Raw genomic sequence first — 25749 nt, 5'->3', positions numbered from 1 at the left:
ATATTTCGCCGATTGCTGTGTTTCTCGCAGAGTTAGGGCGTTTCGTCGGAGGTTAGGATGATCCGCTAACCTCATCTTAACTTTCTGGATAGGATTACTGCAACTCCATGAAGGAGTTGCATGTTATGGCTATCAAAGCCCACCTCGAAAGCCTTGCCGATCAAGCTGAACACCGCCGACATCCGCGCCGGGCTCTATACCTAGAAACGGGTGGGCAGATGCCAGACGGCGCGCAGGCCAACGTTACCATCCACAACCTGTCGGTTTCAGGCATGCTTCTCGAGACGGATGCGGAGCTCTCGGATGGAGAAAGCTTTTCGGTAGAGCTTCCTGAAATCGGATCTGTGTCGGCGCATGTTGTTTGGCACAGCGGCGATCTTTTCGGCTGCGCGTTCGATCAGACTTTGAACGAGGCAGCGCTCGCTGCTGCATCCTTGCGCGGCACAGTCATCGGGTCGCTTGATCCTGTCTTACCTGTCGGATCTTCTGGAGCGTCTGCTGATGGCACGAACCAAATGCCTCGTAGGGCTGAACCATTTGGTGTGCGACTAAATCGTTTGCGCCGCGAAAGGGCGATGACTTTGTCCGACGTGGCTGAGGCTCTTGGAGTGAGCAAGCCGACCGTGTGGGCCTGGGAGAAAGGCAAAGCGAAACCCATCCCAGAAAGACTTGATGCTATTGCCGAGGCGCTTGGTGTTTCCGCAGACGAATTGCGCGTGTCTGGCGGCAATGGCGATGGCGCCGCGCTGGTCGAGGAATGCCGCTTACGTATTGCTACGACTTTCGGAACGGACCCTCAGAATGTTCGTATCATGATCGAGGTCTGAAGGTGTAAAATCCGATAAAGTCGAAATCAGAAGCCTGACTTACCTCAATAAAATGGTAAACAAAAGCATAAGTTGATTCGAATATTATACGGGTTAGCAAACAATTATTCGAAAGACTGATGTGCAGAGGGTGTGTAGTAGCACAGAACTGCCATCGAGTTAGTCGATTTTAGTTTACAAGTCTCGTATCTTTATTTGAAAAGATTTGGCTTTTAAACTGAGCCGGGGGGCTGTCGGCATGGATTTGGCATTGAACTTTACAGAAGGGGAGGCCCTGCACGGCCTTCTGGAAGAGGCATCAGACGACATCGTCATCAAGGTGGATGCTAGCGGCTTCATCGTGCATGCCTCAGCAAATATCACCCAATTAGGTCAGGACCTGACAGAACAATTGGTAATGCCGCACATCCGCGATTTAAGCGATCACGATCACAGCGAGTTTGTCGCGCTCTACTCAGAAAAAGTGCTGAATGGGTATTCTGGTGAAGGTTCGGTCGAGTTTCCCGTTAGCTTGTGTGAATGCGAAGACGCATGCAATCCAATTACTTGCAGGCGATGGTATTCTCTGAGCCTGAGACCAATCGTAATGGACCGGACCTCGGGGTTGGAAGAGGCCAAGGTAGTTCCGACTGAATTGTGTGATGACAATGCACCGGCCCGAGAATTCGAGAAACGCGAAGTCATCGGAGCGGTTGGTCTGCTGCGATCTGTTCAGCGCGTTCGGCTACTTGAACGCGAGCTTCATTCGCGTTCCGTTACCGACCCGCTCACCGGGCTTTCGAACAGGCATGCGTTTTCCGCGAGCCTTCGTCGCCAACTGGCTAACGGGAGTGATCAAATCGTGGTCGTTTTTGCGATCGACCGGATGCGTTCCATGCTGCTGCAATACGGGCAGCGTACGGCTGATGAGATCCAATGGGGATTTGCGAAGTTCCTGGAAACTATGGTCCGCTCTGATTTTGAACTGGCGCAAATGGATGGTGAACGCTTTGGTGTAAGAGTGCCAAACATCTCCACCGTAGAAGCGCGCGCATGGGCGCAAGAAGTGCTTGATACGTTTTCATCATTAGCGCTGACTACTTCACCAAGAATGCCCAAATTGAGCGCCAGTGCAGGGCTCGCCCGTCTTGAGAGCACGGTTGATTGGACCTTGCGCCAAGCTGAGCTTGCGCTTGTTATAGCACGCGCGGGCGGGGGCATGCAGGTTGGCCAATGCACGTATCAGAGTGCGCCGTCCCAGAGGCTGACTGGAAGCTAGTTGGAACCTGTGCTCGCATAGGATCATAGCCGGTCTTGCCGATGAGGTGGTGAGAGCGTAGTCGCGCTCACTTACCAAAGAGCGAGTTCCAATTGCGCGATGCCCGACCCTCTCATCCTTACCCTCGACTGCGTTGATACTCCCGGCATCACCGCCAGCGTCACAGCTTTTCTGTTTGAGCGAGGCTGCAACATTCTCGAGGCGCAGCAATTCAATGATCGGAACGCTGAGGATAGCGATGATCGCTTTTTCATGCGTGTCGAATTCGACCAGGGCGCGATCGATTCTGCGCAGATGCGCACCGAATTTGCCGGATTCGCCGAGCAATTCGGCATGCGATGGAGGATTGCTCAAAGAGATCGTCCACGTCGTGTAATCATTCTAGTTAGCAAAGCGGATCACTGTCTTGTCGATCTGCTCTATCGCTGGCGCACAGGCGAGCTCAACATCGATCCAGTCGCTATCGTGTCCAATCATCCACGTGACGTCGCAATCCGCGCCGATATTGGCGGTATCCCTTTTCATCATGTTCCGGTGACGCCTGACAAAAAGCCAGAGGCTGAAACACGCCTTCGCACCATTGCCGACGATGCCAATGCAGAATTGATCGTGCTTGCGCGTTACATGCAGATATTCTCCGATGAACAATCAGACTACTTCGAAGGGCGCTGCATCAATATCCACCACAGTTTTCTGCCGGGTTTCAAAGGCGCCCGGCCTTACCATCAGGCGCACACTCGCGGTGTGAAGATCATCGGCGCAACCGCCCATTTCGTTACGGCAGACCTCGATGAGGGTCCGATCATCCACCAAGATGTCGAACGGATCAGTCATGCCGACAGCCCATCAGATCTAGTGAGAAAAGGTCGCGACATTGAAAGGCGCGTTTTGGCTGAAGCGGTGCGACTATTTGTTGAAGAGCGCGTGCTTTTGAACGGCAGCCGGACTGTGGTTTTCCGAGGCTAGCTAAGCAGCTTGCGCCAAGGAGCAACTCTTGGGTCATCGCTGAACAGTGGGTCCCAGACTTTCGTCATCAGTTCGCGTGCTTGCGCTTCAGGAACGCCGCTTTCACAATCGAGGATATAGAAGAAAGCGCTCACCCGGTAATTCATGATGCAATGCACGTGCGTTGGCCCCGGCGCTCCTTCGATAGCTTTTATCATCTGATCGACATGCTCGCGTGTTGGTTTGTCGAATGGCACCGGAATATGGGTGTATTTGATGCCGTGCTGCGCCAGCAGTTCCCGTTCGTTTTTAAGCGCCTCGGGATGATCGTCCAGTGCGAGATTGACGACGTGCCTCACACCGATGGCGGCAAGGCGGGCAGGATCGTCAGCCTCTAATTTCCCAGAGGTTGTAATCCCGTTAGGTCTCCTCACCCAGTTTCGGATATCAACCGGATCATTGACCGTCCTCAACGCTGTGCGACCTGATCGGCTCTGCTCACCTCCATGCCTTTGTCCTCGTTTGCACGGTGAATAACGTAAGCGCGAATGGCTTCGATCTCTGACTTGTCGAGCGACCCGGAAAAACTCGCCATACCGCTGTCTTTTAGAATGCCATCGTGGACAACCGCCATCCAACTCTGTGCGTTTCCGAGTGTGCCGGACCGCCTTAAATCGGGCAGCACTGTTGATCCAACTGCTCCAGGAGCATGGCAAACTGCGCAATATCGAGCGTACTTTTCCGCGCCAAGAGCAATGATTTGCGCCGATGCGCGGCTAGCGGGAGGATCAAGCGGCAAAGCTGCCAGTTCTTTTTCTGGCGGAAGCGATGCGTTCCCTCCCAACTTGAAAACCAGCAATCGCGACACGTTTCGAACAGGAGCCTTGTTGTCGATCAAAGCGCCATCAACGCTCAGCGCGTAGGCACCGCCCCATCCGGCAAGGACAGCGATATACTGCTCCCCATCGACGGTGTACGTGACAGGCGGCGCAACCACCCCTGTTTGCGCACCAAAGCTCCAAAGCTGATTGCCCGAAGATGCGTCGTAGGCGTTGAATTCGCTTCCGGCAGTGCCTTGGAAGACGAGGCCTCCGCCAGTTGCAAGAAGCCCACCATTCCATGGCCCGGGATGCTCGACAGTCCATTTGGCCTTTCCAGCCACTGGATCCCAGGCGACCAGCATGCCGCGTAGGGTTCCAGCAACTTCGCGCCTGATGCCAAGGTCAGGTGGCAGGTCACCTGCGCCAAGATTGAAGCCTACGTTGAAACCGCGTGCTCGATCGGGTTTCCAGTCTGCCTCAGGTGCATAGATCATGCCCGCTTCGAATGCCGGGATGTAAACGAGGTTCTCGCCGGGATGATACGCCATCGGGTGCCAGTTGTGGCCACCCAAGGCGCCGGGCGTCACCAGCGCTGGCTTCCCGGTCTTATCAACCCTTGCGTCGGGATTTTCGATCGGCCGGCCATCTTCTCCAATGCCAGTGGCCCAATTCACCGAGACGTAGGGTTCTGCGGAGATAAACTCTCCATTCACGCGGTCGATTAGGTAGAAGAACCCGTTCTTGGGAGCCTGCATCAATACCTGGCGCTCTTCTCCGTCGATCTCCATATCGGCAAGAATAATGTGCTGGGTTGCCGTATAATCCCACGTTTCACCCGGCGTCGTTTGATAGTGCCAAGCATATTCTCCTGTATCGGGATTGAGCGCGACAATGCTGGACAGATACAGATTGTCGCCGTCGCCTGTCCCGTTGTCCCCGGGGCTGCGATAGGCGCGGTTCCAAGGGCTCCCATTGCCAACCCCAATGTAAAGCAGATTGAGATCGGGATCATATGCCATTGAGTCCCAAACCGTCCCGCCTCCACCAATCGCATCACTTCCGGCAAGAACATCGGTGTTCCAGGTCTCAGCAGCGGTCTTCAGATACTCAGGACTCTCATCGCCTTCGGTTCCGTCAGGAACAGTGTAGAACCGCCACAGTTCATCGCCGCTCGCCGCATCATAGCCGGCGATGTATCCGCGCACTCCGAACTCCGCGCCGCCATTGCCGATGATGACTTTGCCATCAATAACGCGCGGTGCGCCGGTAACAGTATAAGACTGAGCCTGATCTACGGTGACTTTTTCCCACTGCACCTCGCCGGTATCGCGATCAAGGGCGATTAACCGGCCATCGAGTGTGCCAAGGAAAAGCGAGTTGCCCCAAGTCGCAAGCCCGCGATTTACGACATCGCAGCAGGCTTTAACGGCGGTCTCACCTGGAACCTCCGGGTCATAGTCCCAGAGCATTTCACCCGTCGCAGCATCGTAAGCGCGCACTTTGCTCCAGGCTGTTGTCAAATAGAGCTTGCCATCGATGACCAGCGGCGTTGCCTCCTGCCCGCGTGCTGTGTCCATATCGTCAAACCAGGCAAGGCCTAGATCGCTGACATTTTCGACATTGATTTGATTTAGCGGAGAAAAGCGCTGCTCTGAATAGGTGCGACCATGCGTGATCCAGTTCGCATCATCTTCGCCAGCACTCACCAGCATCGCGTTGGTGATGCCACTTTGCTGTTCAGAAACCAGCTCATCGCAGCTGACCAGTCCCAGCGCGCTCATGATGAGCAACGGCGCGATCCCAAATCCACTTTTCATTCTTGTCTCTCCCCTTGAATATCATGTTGCCAAGACAGAGTTCGGTTGTCCATATTCCGCCCGCATGATGATTGCGCGACAAGCGAAGGAGATGGCTAAATGTGCGAAGAAGCAGACCTGAAAAAATGGGCAAGGAACCAAGCGCTGAGCCGTCGCCAGTTTGGGGTGATGACTGGCGCCGCGGCGGTCGCCGCTTGTGCTCCAGGTGATGCAGAAGCCGTTGATGATGCCGCTGATGGACAAGATGCTTTGGACTTGACCGAAGCTGGAGTGACTTTCGAAACGGCCGACGGCACGATGGACGCGTTTTTCGTCCACCCAAGCGAGGGTAAACACCCTGGCGTTATCTTCTGGCCAGACATTGCATCCCTTCGCGAGGCAAAGCGGAACATGGCGCGGCGCCTGGCTGGAGAAGGCTACGCAGTGCTCGTTCTCAACCCATATTACCGCGATGTTGCGGGCGAACAGTTTGCCGATTTCGCTGCATGGGTGAATGGTGGCGCGATGGAAGCGGTTGCGCCTTATCGGGAAAAGCTCAACGCGGACAGCATTGCCCGTGATGCCGTTGCAGCCGCCACCTGGCTTGATGAACAAGCCGCTGTTGATACGTCAAAAGGTATTGGCACGCAGGGGTATTGCATGGGTGGGCCATTCACGGTCTGGAGCGCAGCCGCAACTGATCGGGTCAAGGCAGCAGCCAGCTTCCATGGTGGTGGATTGGTGCGGGATGATTATGACAAAAGCCCACACAAGGTCCTCGACGACACGGAAGCATCATTTTTGATCGCCGTGGCACAGGATGACGACGCGCAGGCACCGGATCACAAAACGATCTTTGCCGAGGCAGCAGATGCCGCTGGCCGGCCAGCCGAAGTCAAAGTCTATGACGGCGATCACGGCTGGACCGTGCCAGACTCACCTGCATACGACGAAGACGCAGCCGAAGTGGCTTACGCAGACTTGCTGGCGCTGTATTCAGCCAATCTCTGATCTATTGATCGCGCTGTTTGGCGCGCTCATTGCTGAGGCCAAATCGGCCATGCTTGCGATAGCGCGTCATCCACTTGTCCAGGAAAAGGCCGAGCGGCTTGGGCTCTATGCCGAGATCGGCAAAAGTGCGATGCTCGCCCGAAACCGTGCTCCCGGGCTTGAGCAATGTCCACTGGTCACGGCTCATCGGCGTCAACGGCATAGCTGCGAATAAAGATGAGAGGCCGTCGGGCATAGCGAAAAATGTACGCTTGCGACCCTGCGCCTCTGCGATCCGCTCATTGATTTCCATCATGCTGAGCTGTTCCGGACCGCCCAGTTCGTATATCGCGCCGCCATGTTTTTCGGGAAGTTCAAGAGCGACCGCAACTGCCTCAGCCACGTCATCGACGTAAACCAATTGCAGTTTGGCATCAGGGCCGAAAACTGGAAGCGCGGGCAGGGTCTCGATCATCCGACCAAACAAGTTGAGGAAGTTATCATCCTTGGCAAACACAATGGAAGGCCGGAGAATGGTGGCATTGGGGAAAGCTTCAAGAACGCGTTTCTCGCCAATTGCCTTGCCGCGGGCATACTCCGCGCTTGAATTTTCATCCGGTCCAATCGCGCTGACATGAACAAATGCGCTCGCACCGTTCTCAGAGGCGATACTCGCCATTTGCCCCGGAGCCTCACCCATCAGTTCAGTCAGATTGCCCTCGAATGCGCCGACCAGATTCACGACTGCATCCGCCCCGTGCAGCGCTGCGCGCAGGCTCTCCTCCTTGATAATGTCGCACCGCGCAAACTGGAGCTGCCCAAGATTAGCCAGCGGTTTCAACCCAAAGGCTTTCTCGGGATTCCGGCTCGCAATTCGCAGCCGCGCGCCGCGCGAAAGCAGGCTCTGCGCGACATACTGCCCGATATAGCCGCTGCCGCCGAAAACGGTGATCAGCTTTTCCGATAAAGGCGAAGACGTGGTCATAAAGCGATGCTCTTTGGGTGTGATCTGATTGTTACGTGAATGAACTCGCGAGGCTCATTGAGGCAATGCGCTCGCGCGGGCAAGAGTTCCCTCGTCTAAGTGCCCCGCAATCAGAGTATTTGCGTTGACATCCAAGGCCAGTGCTCGCTATTGGCCCGCGCCTACCCCGGAACGGTTTAAACCTACTCCGGCTGTGTGCCCAGATGGCGGAATTGGTAGACGCGCCGTCTTCAGGTGGCGGTGGGGGCAACCCCGTGGAGGTTCGAGTCCTCTTCTGGGCACCATTTAAGAGGGCCGACAAAGAAACGCGTCAGTTCTCTTTGAACGGCTCTACCACGCACAGGATCGCTTCCACTTGGACTTGTCCTCCTTCATTGGCGGAAAGCTCGGTTACGATCCCGTCGAAGGGCGCGGTGAGCGCATGCTCCATCTTCATCGCTTCGAGCACCATCAGGCGCTGGCCAGCGGTGACTGCGTCGCCCTCGGCCACATCGACGGCGATCACCTTGCCGGGCATGGGGGCGAGGATCGCGCCGTCGGCGGCGGAGGCGTGGCCGCCGGAATCGTAGCGATAGGGCTCCATCTTAAACGTAGCGCCGTTCTTGAAGAGCAGCTGCCCACTATGCCCAGAATGGTCGAGATGCAGCACAAACGCGTCAGGATCGTCGCTGTCCGGCGTCACCTCGATTGCCTCGCCATCGACGAGAACTGTCATAGTCTCTTTCCGAGAGGCATTCAGACGAAAGCCGCCAATCCCTTCGAGTTTTGCAAAGTCGCTGCCAAATACGTCTGCAAAAAGCAGGTCGTTGGCCATCATCGCGAGTAGAGAGATTGGCGCTTTTGGAGCCTCCGTGAGCGCTTCAAGATGATTGCCAATCGAGCCAGTAGTCATATCGCCTGTGACGAAGTCTTCAAGGTGGAGAAGCCTGAAAAGGAACCAAGCGTTCTGCTTGATCGGGTAGATTTGAACATTAGCGGTAGACCGGCGCAGGGCCTCAATCGCGCTCGCGCGATCTTCGCCGTGACAAATAACCTTTGCGATCATTGGGTCGTAAAATGGGCTAACCTCTGCACCTTGTTCTACGCCCGTGTCGACCCGCGCCAGATAGTCCGACACATTGAGATATTCCAACCGCCCCGTACTCGGCAAAAACCCTTTCGCCGGGTCCTCCGCATACAGTCGCGCCTCAATGGCCCAACCGTTGATGCTCAGCTCGTCCTGCTTCACTGGGATCGGCTCACCCGCCGCCACTCTCAGCTGCCACTCCACCAGGTCCACTCCGGTGATTTCCTCGGTTACCGGGTGCTCGACCTGCAGGCGTGTATTCATCTCCATAAAGAAGATGCGGTCCGCGCGCAGGCCTTCGCTGGCGTCGGCGATGAACTCGATCGTACCTGCGCCCTCGTAATCGACCGCCTTGGCGGCGCGCACGGCGGCGGCGCAGATTTCCTCGCGGGTTGCCTCGTCCATGCCGGGGGCGGGGGCCTCTTCGATCACCTTCTGGTGGCGGCGTTGCAATGAGCAGTCGCGCTCAAACAGGTGGACGACATTGCCGTGACTGTCGCCGAAGACTTGCACCTCGATATGGCGGGGCGAGGTGATCCACTTTTCCAGCAGCACCTCGTCATTCCCAAAGCTTGCCTTGGCCTCACGCCGACAGCTTTCGAGCGCGGCTTCGAAATCCGCCGCCGCTTCGACCTTGCGCATCCCCTTGCCGCCGCCGCCCGCGACGGCCTTGATCAACACGGGATAGCCGATGGCGTCGGCCTCCTGATTGAGGCGCTCGACCGACTGGTCTTCACCTTCGTAGCCCGGCGTGACCGGCACGCCCGCCTCGCGCATCAGTTTCTTTGCCGCATCCTTGAGACCCATCGCCTCGATGCTCGACGGTTTTGGCCCGACCCAGATCAGCCCTGCGTCGATCACCGCCTGAGCAAAGCCTGCATTCTCCGACAGGAAGCCGTAGCCCGGATGGATCGCCTCCGCGCCGGTCTCTTTGGCGGCAGCGATGATTTTGTCGCCAACGAGATAGCTCTCTGCAGCGGGCGAGGGGCCGATATGCACTGCCTCGTCGGCCTGGCGAACATGCAGCGCTTTCGCATCGGCGTCTGAATAGACCGCGACGGTTGCCACGCCCATTGCGCGGGCGGTGCGAATGATGCGGCAGGCGATTTCGCCGCGATTGGCAATGAGGAGTTTCTGGATCATCGCATTACATCCTGAATACGCCAAATGCTGGTCGCTCGGGGATTGGGGCTTCAAGAGTTGCGGCAAAGGCCAACCCAAGCACATCGCGGGTCTGCACCGGGTCAATCACGCCGTCGTCCCATAGCCGAGCGGTGGCGTAGTAGGGGTTACCTTCGTCCTCGTACTTCTGGCGGATTGGAGCTTTGAATTCTTCTGCTTGCTCCTCGGTCCATGCTTCTGCGTCGCGGTGGACGGTGGCGAGCACGCTCGCGGCTTGCTCTCCTCCCATCACACTGATGCGCGCATTGGGCCAGGTGAACAGGAACCGCGGCGAATAGGCGCGGCCCGCCATGCCGTAATTGCCCGCGCCGAAGCTGCCGCCGATCACCACGGTGATCTTAGGGACGGTCGCGGTGGCGACCGCGGTGACGAGCTTCGCGCCATGCTTGGCAATCCCCTCCGCCTCGTATTTCCCGCCGACCATAAAGCCGGAGATATTCTGCAAGAACAGCAGCGGAATGCGCCGCTGACACGCAAGCTCGATAAAGTGCGCGCATTTCTGTGCGCTCTCCGAAAACAGCACGCCGTTATTCGCAAGGATCGCGACCGGCATGCCCCAGATATGCGCGAAGCCGCAGACCAGCGTCGAGCCGTAATGCTGCTTGAACTCGTGGAACTCGCTGCCATCGACCAGTCGCGCGATGATCTCCTTCACGTCGTAGGGTGCGCGCACGTCTTCGGGGACGATGGCGTAGAGATCTTCGGCATCGAACTTGGGCGGGCGCGGGTCCTTGAGCGCAATGTCCTTCGCCGCGCCGGTATTCGCGCCCAACTGGCTGACGATGTCGCGTACGATGGTGAGCGCATGCTCGTCATTCTCGGCGAGGTGATCGACGACGCCCGATTTCTTGGCGTGGAGGTCGCCGCCGCCAAGGTCCTCGGCGCTGATTTCCTCGCCCGTCGCGGCCTTCACTAGCGGGGGCCCGGCAAGGAAGATCGTGCCCTGGTTGCGTACAATCACGGTCTCGTCTGACATGGCCGGCACGTAGGCGCCGCCAGCCGTGCAGCTGCCCATCACGCATGCGATCTGCGGGATGCCGAGCGCGCTCATGTTTGCCTGATTGAAGAAAATACGGCCAAAGTGGTCGCGATCGGGGAACACCTCCGCCTGATGGGGCAGGTTCGCCCCGCCTGAATCGACCAGATAGATGCACGGCAGCCGGTTCTCCTGTGCGATCTCCTGCGCGCGCAGATGCTTCTTGACCGTCATCGGATAGTACGTGCCGCCCTTTACCGTGGCATCGTTGCACACGATCATCACCTGACGGCCTGAAACGCGGCCTATCCCGGCAATTATCGAGGCGGCGTTGATGTCGCCTTCATACATGCCATTGGCAGCGAGCTGGCCGATTTCAAGGAAGGGAGAACCGGGATCGAGCAGCCGTTCGACGCGCTCGCGGGGCAACAGCTTGCCGCGCGACACATGGCGCTCTCGGCTGCGCTCCGGGCCACCCAAAGCGGCTTCGGCAACGGAAGCGCGCAAATCGGTCGCGAGCATCTTGTTATGCTCGAAGCGGGCTTTGGCATCTGGCGCTTCGCGGTCCAATGAGGATCTAAGAACGGGTGCGGTCATGCCTGTGCTTCTTCATTTTCTTCTTCCTCGCCGGGCGCAATCAGGTAGCGATAGACACCGAGCAGGTTGATCGCCAGCAGGCCGATATTCTGATAGCCGACAGCCTTACCCTCGTCGTTCAGAAAACCCCATGCGATGAGTGCAAGCGAACTCGTCACGAAGACAATGAAGCCGAAACCGGTCTTCCGCGCACCCAGATTGAGCGAAACGATGAGCGCGCCGATCATGCCCGAGATCGCGCCGTACCATTGAAGGATCGCAAGAGAAGTTTCGCTCACCCCGCCGCCCCGATCAGCTCGCGACCGATGAGCATTCGCCTGATCTCATTCGTCCCCGCGCCGATATCGAGCAGCTTCGCATCGCGCATGTAGCGTTCGACCGGCCAGTCGAGCGTGTAGCCCGCGCCGCCCAGCGCCTGCACGCTTTCCGCAGCAACCTTGAAAGCGTTTTCGCTCGACAGCAGGATCACGCCCGCTGCATCAAAGCGTGTCGTCTGATCAGCATCGCACGCCTTCGCCACCGCATAGGTGTAGGCGCGCGCCGATTGCAGCGCGACATACATGTCGGCAACCTTGGCCTGCATCAGCTGAAAGCTGCCGATGGGTTTGCCAAACTGCTTACGCTCGCGAAGGTAGGGAATAACCGTGTCGAGGCAGGCCTGCATGATCCCAAGTTGCAATCCGGCGAGCACCACACGTTCGTAGTCCAAGCCGCTCATCAATACGCCGACCCCACCATTGACCGGGCCCATCACGCGGTCTTCTGGAATGTGGCAATCGTCGAACACCAGCTCTGCTGTGGGCGAGCCACGCATGCCGACTTTCTCGATCTTCTGGCCAATTGAGAAGCCTTCATCGTTCTTCTCGATCAGAAACGCGGTGATCCCGCGCGATCCGGCCTGCCCGTCGGTCTTGGCATAGACCACCAGCGTGTCAGCATAGGGCGCGTTGGTGATCCAAAACTTTGTGCCATTGAGCACATATCCGCCCTGAACCGCTTCGGCTTTCAGCTTCATCGAGACGACGTCTGATCCAGCGGCGGCCTCTGACATGGCAAGGCTACCGACATGCTCGCCGGAGATCAGGCCAGGCAAGTATTTCGCTTTCTGCTCGTCATTGCCCCAACGCCGGATCTGGTTGAGGCAGAGATTGGAATGCGCGCCGTATGAAAGGCCAAGCGACGCGCTCGCTCGGCTCACTTCTTCGACCGCGATAACATGTTCGAGATAGCCGAGACCCAGCCCGCCATCCTCTTCCTCGACCGTGATCCCGTGCAGGCCGAGCTCGCCCATCGCCTGCCAGAGTTCATCGCGGGGAAAGTAGTCTTCGCGGTCGATCCTTTCGGCCAGCGGCGCGATTTGCTCGTCGGCGAACCGGCTCACGCTGTCGCGGATCATCTCCGCGCTTTCACCAAGCTGAAAATCGAATTCGGGGGTCGCGCGCATGATCTCTCCTAGATGTCACGGCAATATTATGTCGTGAGTGAACATCATTGCAATAGACGCTCATTTCCGGATTTGCACGTGTTCTCTTGGCGCGCGTTAGCTTAGCGGCATCGTCTCTTGATCAGGTCGTCGAGCGCTTCTGCCGAGGCGACCTGGTTCTCTCTTCGCTCGATCGCGCTCAGAGACAATCGCAGCTGGGCACAGTCAAACTCGACACCTTTCTTGTCAGCTCCAATAATCGTCGCGACATAGGTTTTGCTTGGCAGTACAAGCAGCCCCCGGCGAAGGGACGGATGATCTCGCTACATGCGGTTGATCGGCTGCTCTACGATTTCAAGTTAAACTGGATCAGCGATCTAGGATTGAGCCTCGCGGTCTTATGCTGCGCAGTGCTGTACGTACGGAAGAGGCAGCTAATCGGCCCTAGAAACTAAGCCCTGGAAACTAGCAATGCGCGGCGCAAATGATCTTGGCAATCCGCTCGCTTGCCGTCCCGTCGCCATAGGGGTTGTGTGCTTTTGACATGCTTAAATAGGCCGCCTCGTCATCAAGTAATCGATTAGTTTCGCTTACGATCGCTTCTTTATTGGCGCCTACAAGCAAAGCAGTCCCCGCCGCGATACCCTCAGGCCGCTCTGTCGTGTCGCGCATGACGAGTATCGGTTTGCCGCAAGTCGGAGCTTCCTCTTGAATGCCCCCGGAATCGGTCAGAACCAGATCGCACGCTTCCATCATTGCAACAAAATCGACGTAATCGAGCGGTTTAACAAGTGCGATGTTGTCGCGCCCTTCTAATGCAGGCTCCATGACTTTTGTCACTTGAGGGTTGGGATGCATTGGATAGATGATCGCCACATCTTCGCGTGCGGAAAGCTGAAGTAAAGCTGCCGCAATTTGCTCCATTCCACGCCCAAAATTCTCGCGCCGATGCGCTGTGACGGCGATGATTCTTTTGCCAGCAAATCGCGCGGTCAATTCGGCGATCTGAAGGGCAAGGGCAGCGTTTGAAGCGATTTGCGAACGGGCATGCAGCAAGGCGTCAATGACTGTGTTGCCCGTCGTATGGATCAGCTTTGCCGGGATGTTTTCCGCCTCCAATGCATCTGCGGCGCTTTGTGTCGGGGCAAAGTGCATGTCGGCGATGACCCCCGTAACCTTGCGGTTTACTTCTTCAGGCCAAGGCGAATAGATGTTCCCGCTGCGAAGGCCGGCTTCGACGTGACCCACCGGAATGCGTCTGAAATAGCACGCAAGCGTCGCCATCATCGTAGTCAATGTATCGCCATGCACTAGAACTCGATCTGGCTTTTCAGTGTCCAAGACCTCGCCGAAGCGCGTGATGATGCGCGCTGATAATTCATCGAGGCTTTGATCCGGCTTCATCAGATCGAGATCGATATCGGGTTTGATGTCAGCGAGCTTGAGGACCTGGTCTAGCATATCCCGGTGCTGTGCTGTCACAGCCACGCGGACATCAAAACGTTCAGTTGCGTTCAAAGCCTTCACGACGGGGAACATCTTGATCGCTTCGGGCCTTGTCCCGAATGCGACCAAAATGCTCGGTCGCCCTGCCGGATGCGTCATCTTTTAAGCATTCCGCGCGTGTCGAATACGATCCTGCCAGCAAAATCATTGGACACCAGATGTTTGAAAGCGGTGTGATCGACCAAAATGACGATCACTTCAGCTTCACTAAGCGCGGCGTCGAGCCCCACAAGTTGCACGCCAGTGCCTTGCAATTCAGCAGGCAGTGTCTGAGCAAAGGGTTCCACCACCAGCATATTCTCACCCAGGTCAGGCGCAAGACTGGCAGCGATTTCCAGCGCGGGGCTTTCACGGAAATCATCAATGTCGGGTTTGAAGGCGAGGCCTAACAAGGCGACTCTCCCTCCTGGCGCAGCGTCCAAAAGCGCCCTTATCCGTTTTTGCGTGTGCTCAGCCTTGTAGTCGTTCACTTCACGAGCTGTACTAACCAGCTTCGCCGCTTTAGGAGCGCCGGCCACAAGGAACCACGGGTCTACGGCAATGCAATGCCCGCCCACGCCAGGACCAGGCTGAAGCACATTAACGCGGGGGTGGCGATTGGCCAGCCGGATCACGTCCCACACATCCACGCCGATTTCATCGGCGATCATCGATAGCTCATTGGCAAATGCGATGTTCACGTCACGAAAGCTGTTCTCAACCAGCTTAACCGTCTCAGCGATGCGGACATTCGTTTTGAGGCAATCGCCTTTCACAAAGCTGGTGTAGAGTGCAGCGGCTCTTTCGGCACAAGCTGGAGTTATCCCGCCGATCACGCGGTCATTGGACTCTAATTCGTGCACGATTTTGCCGGGCAAAACGCGTTCAGGGCAATATGCGAGCGCGATGTCAGCCTGCGCGTCGAGGGTCTGGTCAAATGCAGGCACGGCAAGATCGCTACGCATTTCTGCGATAATCCGCGCGACCTTTTCGGTCGTTCCCACCGGCGAGGTACTCTCGACGATGATGCAAGCGCCGGGTAAGATCTTGGGTGCAATCGCACGTGCTGCCGCCTCAACATAGCTCACATCAGGCGTATTTTTTTCACAGAGCGGGGTGGGCACCGCAATCAAGTAAAAATGCGCGGCTGGAACCGCGGTCGAAGCCGTCAACTTTTTCGAGGCAATCGCATTGTGAACGAGCTGATCGAGATCACGCTCTTCAATGTGAACCCCGCCGGCATTTACTGTTCTGACGACATCTTCGCTGACATCCACGCCACACACATTCCACCCATGGTTGGCGAGCACGGCTGCGGTGGGAAGGCCGATATAGCCAAGTCCGATCACCGCAATTTGGTGATCGGGCGCGGGTTGCAATAGTGCGTTAGGCCCAGTGGCTAGGGATGTATCAAACGGCGCGTTCATTCATCAAATACTCAGCTTCAAACCCGCGTGCGTTAACCTGACTAGCTTAATATGGCGTTAGGTTTGAATGAAATCTGCCCACAGGCGGCAATTCGAAGAATGATTTTACATATTGAACGGGGTCTACAATCGCCCGCTTTCGCCGAACTTGCGCACTGCATATTGAAGACCGGTCTCCCCCTTTGGCGGGGCATTTTGAACCAGCTCATTGCTCAGAGCAAATGTTATGGTTTTCCTCAATTCCGCTTCGTCGAAAGCCATGTGGATGCCGGGTCGACCTTGCAGTTGCCGACATGTCGCCAATTGATTGTCATTGCGGTGCTCCCCCATATCTGCCCGCCGCGGGAAAAGGACAATGGGGATGCCATGGCGCGCTGCTGTCAACACCGAGCCGATCCCTGCGTGACTGACGATGAGGTCTGCACTCGATATGAGCCCCTCAAATTCATGCGGCACAATTGATGAGTGCTGCTCCATGTTCTGCGCCACATATTTGCCGTTACCTGATTGCGCGATTACTTCGTGTTCCAGCGTGGAAGCGATGTGGTCCAGCGCTTCGATCAAGCGATCAAAACCGAGCTGCATCCCAACCGTGACAAGGATCACAAAATAGCCCCGCGAAATTTGGGTTGCGGCTCTTTGCTCAAATGCTCCCATTGAGTGAGGCATTCATGGGCAAGGCGCTTTGAGAGCTTACCGCACATCAACAAGTCTTCAGCGTTAGCGATGCTGTCGATCCACAGGGTTCGCGCGCCTGTAATTCGCCCCCAAAGAATGCAAAGGAAGCCGGGCGCGGCCCCTGTCGAGATCACGATATCGAGGCGGCTTCGAAAGACTAGAAACATGGCTACAAACGAGCATTTTGCGGCACTGACAGGTGTATTTTGATTGCAGTCGGGTAGGATCGCAGCACCCTCCTTGCCGTGCCGTACTGCCATGGCCGCATCCGTGGTCGCGAAACGCACATCGCATGCATCGAGAGCTGGGGCGAGAAGCATCAACTGCTCCCAATGGCCACCGCCAGAAGCAGCCGCCAAGACGCGTTTTGGACGCTTTCTCAAAGATCCCGATCCCATGTCTGACAATCCGATCGACAAGGCTCTAAGGGCCAAATTGTGGCCTAGTCAATTGCGCAGCGGGGTAAGGCTTGTCAGCCGCTATACATCGCGTCACAAGCGAATTTAAGTCACCAAATACATTCTGAAAAAGCCCAAGGCGCACCAAAAATGACCGATCCACAAAATTCAAAATCCGGACCTCTTGTAGGACTTCGCGTGTTGGAATTCAGCGGTATTGGACCCGGCCCGCATGTAGGAATGCTGCTTGCCGATCTTGGCGCCGAAGTTGTTCGCATCGAACGACCCGGAGCCCCGTCAAACAATCCTATTGTGGAACGCGCCCGCCACCGCGCTGGCATTGATCTCAAATCCGAAGAGGGCAAAACTTTCTGCCTCGATGCGGCGAGCAAAGCCGATGTCCTGCTCGAAGGGTTTCGCCCCGGCGTTATGGAGCGGCTGGGCCTAGGCCCTGATGAGCTGCTCAAACTCAACCCTCGGCTCATCTATGCTCGGATGACAGGCTGGGGACAGGATGGCCCGCTTGCCCATGCGGCTGGGCACGACATCAATTATATTGCGCTCACCGGAGCGCTCTCAGCCGTTGGCACAAAAGGCGAGTTGCCAATCCCGCCGCAAAACCTTGTCGGCGATTTCGGCGGCGGATCCATGTATTGCGCTTTCGGCATCATGGCCGCGCTTTATGAGCGTGAGCGCTCGGGCAAAGGCCAGATCGTTGATGCCGCGATTGTCGATGGCGCGACCAGCCTGATGAGCTTTTTCTTCGGCGTCCGCAATCGACCCTTCCTCACCACTGACCGGGGCGAGGGGATGCTGGGCGGGGCAGCGCATTTCTACCGCTGCTTTGAATGCGCAGACGGCAAAGAAATCTCGCTCGGCGCGATTGAGCCCCAATTCTACGCCGAATTTCTAGCCAAAGCCGGCGCGCCGGAAGAGCTTGCCGAGGGTCAAATGAACCCCGCCAGTTGGGACGATTACGCGGAGAAACTCACCGACCTGTTCAAGACAAAACCGCGCGATGAGTGGGTGGAATTGCTCGAAGGATCAGACGCATGCTTTGCCCCAGTCCTCGACTTGGAGGAAGCCCGCGACCACCCCCATATGAAAGCACGCGAGCTGTTCGTTGAACACGACGGCGAATGGCACACCGCCCCTGCACCAAGGTTTAGCCGAACACCGGGAACCGTCAGATCAAGCGACGAGGACGGCGCATCAGTGGTCGCGTCCTGGGCAAAGCAGGGGTAACGCACATGGCAGGAAAATATTTCAATGAGTGGACACTCGGTGACACGCTAGAGCACGACATCCGCCGCACGGTTACCGAGACGGATAATCTCCTGTTCTCCACCATGACGCACAATCCGCAGCCGCTGCATCTCGATGTTGAGGCAGCCAAGGAGAGCGGGTTTGGGCAGATCCTTGTGAATTCAACATTCACGTTTTCGCTGCTCGTCGGGTTATCCGTGGGCGACACGACGCTAGGCACGCTGGTGGCCAATCTGGGCTTTGATAGGGTTGTGACGCCCAAGCCCGTCTTTATCGGTGATACTTTGCGAGCGCGATCTGAAGTCACTGGACTTCGCGAAAGCAAATCTCGCCCGGAAGCGGGGATTGTGACCTTCACACACGAATTGCTCAATCAGCGTGATGAAGTGGTTTGCCGATGCGAGAGATCGGCGTTGCTCAAAAGGTCGAGTTAGGCCGTTTCCTCGGGACGCGCATCGCCGCCCAGCGCTTGCCACAACAGGATCCGGGCTCGCATCGCTCTGCCGAGAGCTGCGGCTGCGCGTTCTCCGCTGGCGTCAGCTGCGCGGCGAGCTTCCAGCACGTCGAGAAAGTTGGCTAGTCCAGCGCGATATCGCGTGTCGGCCAAAGCGGCAGCGCGTTGCAATTCATCGCGTTCCTTGACCGACAATTCAGCTTCGCGATCGCTCGCTGCGACAAGGCCATAGGCGGCCTCCGCATCGCCCAATGCCTGAAACACGGTCCCGCGATAGCTTGCGAAAGCGAGTTTCTTGTTGGCAGCTGCTCCATCGATTTCTGCCTCAATCCGTCCGAAATCGAGAATTGGCCCGGCAAGGCCGGCTGCAAGCGTACCAACTATGGAGTCTTCGCTGAAAAAGTCGCCGGCACTGAATGCCAGTAGCCCAACCACAGCAGAAAGGGTAAGCTGCGGAAAGCGCGAGCGTGCAGCAGCGGCGAGATCAGCGTCGGTTGCGGCTAACTCGCTTGCTGCGGAGACGACATCCGGACGATTGGCCAGCAATTCTGAAGGCAGCGAAGCGGGCGCTGGCATCGGATCAAGCGCCGGACCATTGGTGTTAAGAGCTTGGGTGATGACAGCAGCCGATTGCCCCGTCAGCGTCACGAGCCTCCCGACAATGCGCACGCGCTCGCTATCAAGCACGCTAAGCCGAACGCGCGATCCGCTGGCGGCAGCTTCGGCTCGCACGCGGTCAAATCCAGGCGCAAGTCCGGCATCTTCGCGCGTTTTGGCAAGTGCTGCGAGAGCCTCGGCGGCCTTGACGTCGTCTTCCAATGCGGCGGCTCTTTCGGAAAGAGTACGCCAGTCGACAACGCTTCCGGCTATTTCGGAAAGCAGCGCCAATCGCACAGCCTGCGCCGATGCTTCAGCCGCAGTGACGCGCGCCAGTGCCGCGCGTTCGCGAGCCTTCAGCCGCCCAAACAAGTCAGCGTCCCAGCTTGCAACTATGTTCGCTCCATACTGGACTTGCTCGGTATCGATCTGGCTCGCGAAGGGATTGTCGCTGCCGAATTGGTTGGGGTTGATCCGCGTACCTGTGACGGAGCCATCCGCAGTCACGTTGGGCAAACGCGCTGCGCCTGCTCCTTTTGCACCTGCCCTTGCAGCTTCGATCCGTGCGGCTGCTTCGGCAAGAGTGGGGGCCTCGGCGAGGGCGATCTGCGACAAGGCTGCGTAAGCAGGATCATTGTTCGGCATCAGGCTGGCAAGCGATGCGCTGGTTCGTACTTCGGGTTGGTATAGAAATTCAGGCCCAAGTTCGGGCGCAGGCGTCGCGATTTCCGGAGCAGGGCCTGCGACGCAGGCGCTGAGGCTGACGGTCAGCAAAAGAAGAGGGAGCGCGCGCATGGCCTATTCGCCTCCCTCTTGTGCATTCCCGTCTTGCGCGGTGGTTTCCGCTTCGCGAGCGGGGATGAAAGCATCGACCTGCTGGCCTACGCGGAACAGATCACTCTGCGGCAATTCATAGATAATCTGCAGAACGCGCACATCGACGCGCTCAGCTGCACTATTGGTCAGCTGGCGTTTGGGAACGACGAGCGGTTCGGCACGGACGAATTTCGCTTCGACCTGACGATCAGCGGCGCCGCGCGGGGAGACAATGGCGGGCGCTTCCATTTTTACGCGCACCGCCTCGTTTTCATCAATATCGACACGGATATGAAGCGGGTTCGTTTCGCCCATCTGGATAAAGGGACTGGAACCGCCACCACCTTGCGTGGCCACATATTCGCCTGGGCGGATATTCACGGCGAGGATCTCGCCCGTGATCGGCGCGCGTACGGTCAGCCTTCCCAGATCGGTTTGGGCGCTGCCCGCTCTTGCTTGCGCCGCCTTAAGCCGGGCGCGAGCTGTCGCAAGACGGCTTGTGGCGGCGTTTTCTTCGCCCTCTGCGCGGATCACCTCGGAACGGCTCACAGCGGCTGGATCATCAAGATCGCGATAGAGCGCCAGTTGTTCGCGTGCAGTGGTCCGGGCAGCTTGCGCTTCCTGAATGGCTGCGCGCGCTTCGGCGATAGCGGCGTTCGCTTCCGCCAATTGCGCTCTTACGGCGCGATCATCGACCTGAAACAGCGGCTGACCTTTTTCTACACGGTCACCGGGTCGGACGCGAAGATCAGTGACGAGGCCGGAAAGCGCGCTGCCGATATCGATGATTTCGCTCGCAGGCTCAACCAGGCCAACCCCTGCGACGCGTGCGGAATTGGCAAGCGCGCCGGTCGCCTTGGGTGGCTCTTGCGCGGGTTCAGTGGTCGAACGATCAGGCTTGATCGCAAAGATATAGATAACGGCGATCACCAGCCCGATAATGGCAATGATCGGCAGAACCTTGCGCGAAAAGCTGAAATTGGAAGGCAGAACAGCCATAGTTTCCTCTGTCGTTATGCGGGCCTAGTGGCCTTCGGGCATTTCTTTGCCGTCGTGGGTGACGCGTCCGTCCTCGAGCACGAGGATACGGTCGGCGAGATCAAAGATGCGGTTGTCGTGGGTAACGATGATGCAGGCGCGGTCTTCTGACACAGCGACATCGCGCAGCAGATCCATTACGCGGCGACCTGAGCTGGCATCAAGCGCAGCGGTCGGTTCGTCGCAAACGACAAGGCGCGGTTCGTGCACCAGAGCGCGGGCGATCGCGACGCGTTGTTGCTGTCCGCCGGAAAGCTGGCTCGGCAATTTTTCGGCCTGGTCGCCGATGTTGAGGGCGTCGAGCAATTGCTTCGATTTTTCGCGCGCAGGCTCGATATCCATTCCCTTTGCGATCAGCGGAACTGCTGCATTGGCCGCTGCATCTATCGAGGGGATGAGATTGTACTGCTGAAAGATGAAACCGATATTCTCGAGCCGGAAGTTTACGAGCTCGGTATCAGTGAGCGAGTAGATATCGGTGCCAAACACCTTAACCTCGCCCTCGGTCGGCCAAAGGATACCGCACATGATGGAAATGAGCGTCGTCTTGCCCGAACCGCTTTCGCCAACGACATATGTCATCTCACCAGACCGGATATCGGCGTCGATCCCATGAAGCACGCGAATGGTCGATTGGCCCGTCTCAAAATCGCGGATGATGCCGCGCGCGCTTATTGCGGCTTCAGCCTCGATCGAAGCGTCGATGTTCTCAGGCGTTTCCATTTCGGCTTGCTCGTTCATCTGAACACCGCCGCAGGTTCGGTTTTCATCACGCTGCGCAGCGAGACCCAGCCCGTAAGCGCGAGAATGACAATCACGGCGACGAGGCTGACCAGTGGGATCTGCCACGGAATGTAGAAGCCCTTGAATGTGGGATTTTCAGAGAAGCCAAGGATGAACAGAACTGTTCCAATGACGCCGAGCGCATAGCCGATGGAACCGACCATGGTTGCCTGAACCATGACCATGCCGGCGATTTTGCGATTGGTGACTCCAATCGCCTTCAAAGCGCCGAATTGCTTGATATTGTCGCGGATGAAGAGGCTGAAAGTTAGCCCGACAATCGCGACGCCTACCACGAAGCCGAGAAATACGGTGATCCCGAAATTCAATGGGATACCGGTATTCTCAATGATGAAGTTGATGCCTGCATCAGCAAGCTCTCCGCGGGTTTCGGCCTTGTAGCCTGTCTGATCTTCAATTCTCTGTGCAACAGCCTCAGCCGTTTCGCCCTCTGCTACGCCTGCGAGCACGAAGGAAAGCCGGTTCCGCGTATCGGGGACATAGTTGAGCGCGGACGAATACTTCGTGAAGAGGACCACCTGGCTGGTGAAGCTTGGGATGGAATCAGCCACACCGCGAATGACGGCGCGTTGATCGTTCAATTCCAGTTGCTGGCCAACAGGGTCCTCTCCATCGGCAAACATATTGGTGACGCCGACATCGTCGATGAACACCGTGTCGGGCCGGGAAAGGAGCTCTTTTGATCCTTCGATCAGGTTTTCAGGCAGTCCGATGAGAGTCGCATCATCGACGCCGATAATCTCAACAAATTCAAGATCGCCAGTCCGTGTTCTCACTGCAGCTGAGGCGCGCAGGTGAGGGACCGCCCATTCAACACCTTGTACTGAGCGCACTTCGTCGAGCGCGGTCGAAGGCATTTCATACTTCACATCTGTCGTCCGGCTCACTGGGTCCATCACCCAGATTTCTGCTTCGGGCGCGTTATAAACGCCGCTCGCACCGCGTTCGATCAGGTTGACGAAGATCGTCAATTGCTGGGTGATCAGCAGCGTTGAAAAGGCAATGCCGAACAGCAAACCGTAGAATTTCTGCCGGTCTCCTGTAAGCATTCGAATGGCAATCCAGAGCACGGGGGGAACCTTTGTGATGGCAGCGGGGTTGAAAGCGAGAGGGGAAAGCGATATTTTTGTACGGTAGCGTTCAATTGAACGGCACCGTTCACTTTGTCAACTGTCATGTCGAAAATGAGTTCCGAGACACAAACTAAAGAGCCCGAAAAAAAACTGGGGCGCCCAACAGATGATGCCAAACGCAAGGCCATCATCGATGCCGCCGCTCACCATTTTTTCGAGCATGGCTTTGCATCGACAGCAATCGAGCATGTCGCGGCTGACGCAGGCGTTTCGAAAGTCACTGTCTACAATCACTTCGGCAACAAACGCGCTTTGTTCGATGAAGCCGTCGAGGTCGAATGCGAGAAAATGCGGGGCTATTTCTCGTTGGAGGCCATGCCGAACGGCACAATAAGCGAACGTCTCAACACGATCGGGGAGGCAATGTTTGATTTCCTCATGCGGCCGGAAATGATGCGATTTGAACACCGGATCGCGGCAGAAACCCAGGATGACCCAGAAATCGGCCTTGCATTTTTAAAGGCTGGCCCATGGCGGATGAAAGCCGCATTCGCCGATTTCCTCGCTCACGCAGATGAGACAGGCGAGCTCAAAATCGCTGATCCCGCCCTTGCCGCGGAACAATTCGTCTCAATGTGCAAAGGCATGGGAGACCTCGAAAGGCGGTTCGGATCGCCCGTATCTGCAGAAATGCGAAAGCGCCGAATTTCGGGAGCGGTGGAGGTTTTCGTGGCGGCTTACGGGGTGCGTTGAACGATTTTTCGCATCACCCTGTTCGAAAATTAGCATGGATCGCCCCATCGCGCATTATCTTGCCATTCACGCGGGCAATCCTACATTGTTTCCTCGAGAAAGGAATCACCTCAGATGAGTGAACAAAACGATCCCAACCAGCAACCTCCCGAGGGACAGAACCCTTGGGTCAAACAGCTGATGATCTGGGGCGGCATTTTCCTCGCCCTGTTGCTGGCTGTGTCGCTGTTCAGCAATTCGGGCCAATCTTCCGGCACCGAAATCCGTTATTCGGAATTCCGCGATGCTGTCGCTGAAGGTCGGGTGAAGGATGTGCAGTTGGGCGAGGATCGCATCACGGGCACGCTCACCAATGACGAGCCGTTCCAGACGATCCCGGTTCCAACAGATACGGAACTGACGGGCCTGCTTGAGGAAAACAACGTCGAGTTCACGGGGCGTCCGCGTGAGCAGATGAGCATGCTCGCCTATATTCTCATCAATTCGCTGCCATTCATTCTGATCCTGGGCATCGCCTTCTTTGCGCTGCGCCAGGTTCAAAAAGGCGGTGGTGGCGGCGCCATGGGCTTTGGCAAGTCGAAAGCCAAGATGCTCACTGAGCGGCAGGGCCGCGTCACATTTGAAGATGTCGCCGGCATTGATGAAGCGCGCGAAGAGCTTCAGGAGATCGTTGAATTTCTGAAAGATCCGCAGCGTTTCTCCAAACTCGGTGGTCAGATTCCGAAAGGCGCGTTGCTTGTCGGTTCGCCCGGTACGGGTAAGACTCTTTTGGCTCGCGCCATCGCCGGTGAGGCGGGCGTTCCATTCTTTACCATCTCCGGTTCCGACTTCGTTGAAATGTTCGTGGGCGTCGGCGCAAGCCGCGTGCGCGACATGTTTGAGCAAGCCAAGAAAAACGCGCCGTGCATCGTCTTCATCGACGAGATTGACGCTGTAGGCCGCTCACGTGGTCACGGCCTTGGTAACTCGAACGATGAACGCGAGCAGACATTGAACCAGCTTCTGGTTGAGATGGACGGTTTTGAAGCCAACGAAGGCATCATCATCATCGCGGCGACCAACCGTCCTGACGTTCTTGATCCAGCGCTGCTTCGTCCAGGCCGGTTTGACCGTCAGGTTGTTGTTCCGATCCCAGATATCGATGGGCGCGAAAAGATTCTTGGCGTCCACATGAAGAAAGTGCCACTGGCACCCGATGTGAAACCGCGTACGATTGCGCGCGGCACGCCGGGCTTCTCTGGCGCCGATCTTGCTAACCTCGTCAACGAAGCGGCGCTCTTGGCCGCACGCCGTAACAAACGGCTTGTTGCCATGCAGGAATTCGAAGATGCCAAGGACAAGGTCATGATGGGCGCTGAGCGCAAATCAATGGTCATGACTGAGGACGAGAAGAAGATGACCGCCTATCATGAGGCTGGCCATGCAATTGTCTCCGTTCACGAAGAAGCATCCGATCCTATTCACAAGGCGACGATCATCCCGCGCGGCCGCGCTTTGGGTATGGTTATGCGTTTGCCTGAGCGGGACAGCTATTCTTACCATCGCGATAAAATGCATGCGAACCTTTCGGTCAGCATGGGTGGCCGCGTCGCTGAAGAGCTGATCTTCGGCCACGATAAAGTCAGCTCCGGCGCTTCGTCAGACATCCAGTACGCGACTGATCTTGCTCGCAATATGGTCACCAAATGGGGCATGTCGGACAAGCTTGGTCCGCTACAGTACGAGCAAAGCCAGGAAGGCTATCTTGGCATGGGCCAGACTGCGCGCACCATGGGTGGGGCGGAAACCAACAAGCTGATCGATGCCGAAATCAAGGGTCTTGTCGAAGGCGCGCATAAGCGTGCGACAGATCTTTTGAAGAAGTATGGTGACGAGCTGGAATTGCTTGCACAGGCGCTGCTCGAATATGAGACGCTGACGGGCGATGAGATCAAAACACTGCTCGAAACCGGCAAGCTTGATCGTCCCGATCAGCCTGTCGGCCCGATAGCAAGCCGTCCATCGCACGGTTCTGCCATTCCCAAGGCAGGCAAACGCTTTGGCGGAAAGGGCGATGAAGCACCGCAGGGCGCCTAATCCACTCTCTATGATTAC

Annotated in this window: 23 protein-coding genes and 1 tRNA gene; 9 read left to right on the top strand and 15 right to left on the bottom strand. The window is 57.1% G+C overall.

Going from position 1 to position 25749, the window contains the following annotated elements:
- Positions 1-125 precede the first annotated feature (125 nt).
- From AUC45_RS07665 to purU, 3 genes are all read left to right on the top strand, one after another.
- Entirely contained in the window at positions 126-827 is a 702-nt protein-coding gene (locus tag AUC45_RS07665; RefSeq protein WP_067603642.1) for a helix-turn-helix domain-containing protein, read from the top strand.
- 238 nt (positions 828-1065) lie between these two features.
- Positions 1066-2085, top strand: coding sequence for a GGDEF domain-containing protein (locus AUC45_RS07660; RefSeq protein ID WP_067600649.1), 1020 nt, complete (start codon positions 1066-1068; stop codon positions 2083-2085).
- A gap of 99 nt (positions 2086-2184) precedes the next feature.
- Complete coding sequence (gene purU, locus AUC45_RS07655; protein WP_067600646.1) at positions 2185-3051, top strand: formyltetrahydrofolate deformylase; 867 nt, start codon at positions 2185-2187, stop codon at positions 3049-3051.
- On the opposite strand, the gene AUC45_RS07650 is transcribed toward purU, so the two are convergent.
- The gene (locus tag AUC45_RS07650; protein ID WP_233998586.1) at positions 3048-3464 is read right to left on the bottom strand and encodes a beta-lactamase hydrolase domain-containing protein; all 417 of its coding nucleotides are present in this window, start codon (positions 3462-3464) and stop codon (positions 3048-3050) included. The two genes, purU and AUC45_RS07650, sit on opposite strands and share 4 nt — an antisense overlap.
- Before the next feature lie 35 nt (positions 3465-3499).
- Entirely contained in the window at positions 3500-5668 is a 2169-nt protein-coding gene (locus tag AUC45_RS07645) for a PQQ-dependent dehydrogenase, methanol/ethanol family (protein ID WP_067600639.1), read from the bottom strand.
- A 99-nt stretch (positions 5669-5767) separates the two neighbouring features.
- On the opposite strand from AUC45_RS07645, the gene AUC45_RS07640 reads away from it, so the two are divergent.
- Entirely contained in the window at positions 5768-6658 is an 891-nt protein-coding gene (locus AUC45_RS07640) for a dienelactone hydrolase family protein (RefSeq protein ID WP_067600636.1), read from the top strand.
- Position 6659: 1 nt separating this feature from the next.
- On the opposite strand, the gene AUC45_RS07635 is transcribed toward AUC45_RS07640, so the two are convergent.
- The gene (locus tag AUC45_RS07635; RefSeq protein WP_067600632.1) at positions 6660-7622 is read right to left on the bottom strand and encodes a complex I NDUFA9 subunit family protein; all 963 of its coding nucleotides are present in this window, start codon (positions 7620-7622) and stop codon (positions 6660-6662) included.
- 197 nt (positions 7623-7819) lie between these two features.
- On the opposite strand from AUC45_RS07635, the gene AUC45_RS07630 reads away from it, so the two are divergent.
- Positions 7820-7906: transfer RNA gene (locus AUC45_RS07630), tRNA-Leu, on the top strand.
- A 26-nt stretch (positions 7907-7932) separates the two neighbouring features.
- On the opposite strand, the gene AUC45_RS07625 is transcribed toward AUC45_RS07630, so the two are convergent.
- From AUC45_RS07625 to AUC45_RS07585, 8 genes are all read right to left on the bottom strand, one after another.
- Positions 7933-9831, bottom strand: a complete 1899-nt coding sequence (locus tag AUC45_RS07625) for an acetyl/propionyl/methylcrotonyl-CoA carboxylase subunit alpha (protein ID WP_067600629.1) — start codon at positions 9829-9831, stop codon at positions 7933-7935.
- Between the two features lie 4 nt (positions 9832-9835).
- The gene (locus AUC45_RS07620) at positions 9836-11443 is read right to left on the bottom strand and encodes a carboxyl transferase domain-containing protein (RefSeq protein WP_067600626.1); all 1608 of its coding nucleotides are present in this window, start codon (positions 11441-11443) and stop codon (positions 9836-9838) included.
- Complete coding sequence (locus AUC45_RS07615; RefSeq protein WP_067600623.1) at positions 11440-11721, bottom strand: hypothetical protein; 282 nt, start codon at positions 11719-11721, stop codon at positions 11440-11442. The genes AUC45_RS07620 and AUC45_RS07615 overlap by 4 nt, the downstream gene beginning before the upstream one ends.
- Complete coding sequence (locus tag AUC45_RS07610; protein WP_067600620.1) at positions 11718-12887, bottom strand: isovaleryl-CoA dehydrogenase; 1170 nt, start codon at positions 12885-12887, stop codon at positions 11718-11720. The genes AUC45_RS07615 and AUC45_RS07610 overlap by 4 nt, the downstream gene beginning before the upstream one ends.
- 444 nt (positions 12888-13331) lie before the next feature.
- Complete coding sequence (gene wecB, locus AUC45_RS07600; RefSeq protein WP_067600614.1) at positions 13332-14471, bottom strand: non-hydrolyzing UDP-N-acetylglucosamine 2-epimerase; 1140 nt, start codon at positions 14469-14471, stop codon at positions 13332-13334.
- Positions 14468-15778: a UDP-N-acetyl-D-mannosamine dehydrogenase gene (gene wecC, locus AUC45_RS07595; protein WP_082701031.1), complete on the bottom strand. Its 1311-nt coding sequence runs from the start codon at positions 15776-15778 to the stop codon at positions 14468-14470. The genes wecB and wecC overlap by 4 nt, the downstream gene beginning before the upstream one ends.
- Before the next feature lie 123 nt (positions 15779-15901).
- On the bottom strand, positions 15902-16384 hold the full coding sequence (locus tag AUC45_RS07590; RefSeq protein ID WP_082701030.1) for a glycosyltransferase: 483 nt from the start codon (positions 16382-16384) through the stop codon (positions 15902-15904).
- On the bottom strand, positions 16381-16776 hold the full coding sequence (locus AUC45_RS07585; RefSeq protein WP_156423791.1) for a glucuronosyltransferase: 396 nt from the start codon (positions 16774-16776) through the stop codon (positions 16381-16383). Before AUC45_RS07585 ends, AUC45_RS07590 begins: the two co-directional genes overlap by 4 nt.
- Before the next feature lie 228 nt (positions 16777-17004).
- Here AUC45_RS07585 and AUC45_RS07580 point away from each other — a divergent pair, with 228 nt between their 5' ends.
- The gene (locus AUC45_RS07580; protein ID WP_067600605.1) at positions 17005-18099 is read left to right on the top strand and encodes a CaiB/BaiF CoA-transferase family protein; all 1095 of its coding nucleotides are present in this window, start codon (positions 17005-17007) and stop codon (positions 18097-18099) included.
- A 5-nt stretch (positions 18100-18104) separates the two neighbouring features.
- Positions 18105-18554: a MaoC family dehydratase gene (locus AUC45_RS07575; protein ID WP_067600602.1), complete on the top strand. Its 450-nt coding sequence runs from the start codon at positions 18105-18107 to the stop codon at positions 18552-18554.
- On the opposite strand, the gene AUC45_RS07570 is transcribed toward AUC45_RS07575, so the two are convergent.
- The 4 genes from AUC45_RS07570 to AUC45_RS07555 are packed head-to-tail and all read right to left on the bottom strand — an operon-like array spanning position 18551 to position 22899.
- Positions 18551-19966, bottom strand: a complete 1416-nt coding sequence (locus AUC45_RS07570) for an efflux transporter outer membrane subunit (RefSeq protein WP_067600599.1) — start codon at positions 19964-19966, stop codon at positions 18551-18553. The genes AUC45_RS07575 and AUC45_RS07570 overlap by 4 nt on opposite strands.
- A 3-nt stretch (positions 19967-19969) precedes the next feature.
- Complete coding sequence (locus AUC45_RS07565; RefSeq protein WP_067600595.1) at positions 19970-20986, bottom strand: efflux RND transporter periplasmic adaptor subunit; 1017 nt, start codon at positions 20984-20986, stop codon at positions 19970-19972.
- Positions 20987-21010: 24 nt separating this feature from the next.
- The gene (locus tag AUC45_RS07560; RefSeq protein ID WP_082701029.1) at positions 21011-21766 is read right to left on the bottom strand and encodes an ABC transporter ATP-binding protein; all 756 of its coding nucleotides are present in this window, start codon (positions 21764-21766) and stop codon (positions 21011-21013) included.
- Entirely contained in the window at positions 21763-22899 is a 1137-nt protein-coding gene (locus AUC45_RS07555) for an ABC transporter permease (protein ID WP_067600591.1), read from the bottom strand. Before AUC45_RS07555 ends, AUC45_RS07560 begins: the two co-directional genes overlap by 4 nt.
- A gap of 114 nt (positions 22900-23013) precedes the next feature.
- On the opposite strand from AUC45_RS07555, the gene AUC45_RS07550 reads away from it, so the two are divergent.
- Both AUC45_RS07550 and ftsH read left to right on the top strand, forming a co-directional pair.
- Entirely contained in the window at positions 23014-23655 is a 642-nt protein-coding gene (locus AUC45_RS07550) for a TetR/AcrR family transcriptional regulator (protein ID WP_067603638.1), read from the top strand.
- A 114-nt stretch (positions 23656-23769) separates the two neighbouring features.
- Complete coding sequence (gene ftsH, locus AUC45_RS07545; protein WP_067600588.1) at positions 23770-25731, top strand: ATP-dependent zinc metalloprotease FtsH; 1962 nt, start codon at positions 23770-23772, stop codon at positions 25729-25731.
- Positions 25732-25749: the final 18 nt, after the last annotated feature.

Source organism: Erythrobacter sp. YT30 (assembly GCF_001542875.1).
Classification (GTDB): domain Bacteria; phylum Pseudomonadota; class Alphaproteobacteria; order Sphingomonadales; family Sphingomonadaceae; genus Erythrobacter.
This window is presented reverse-complemented; position numbering and strand designations above follow the sequence as displayed.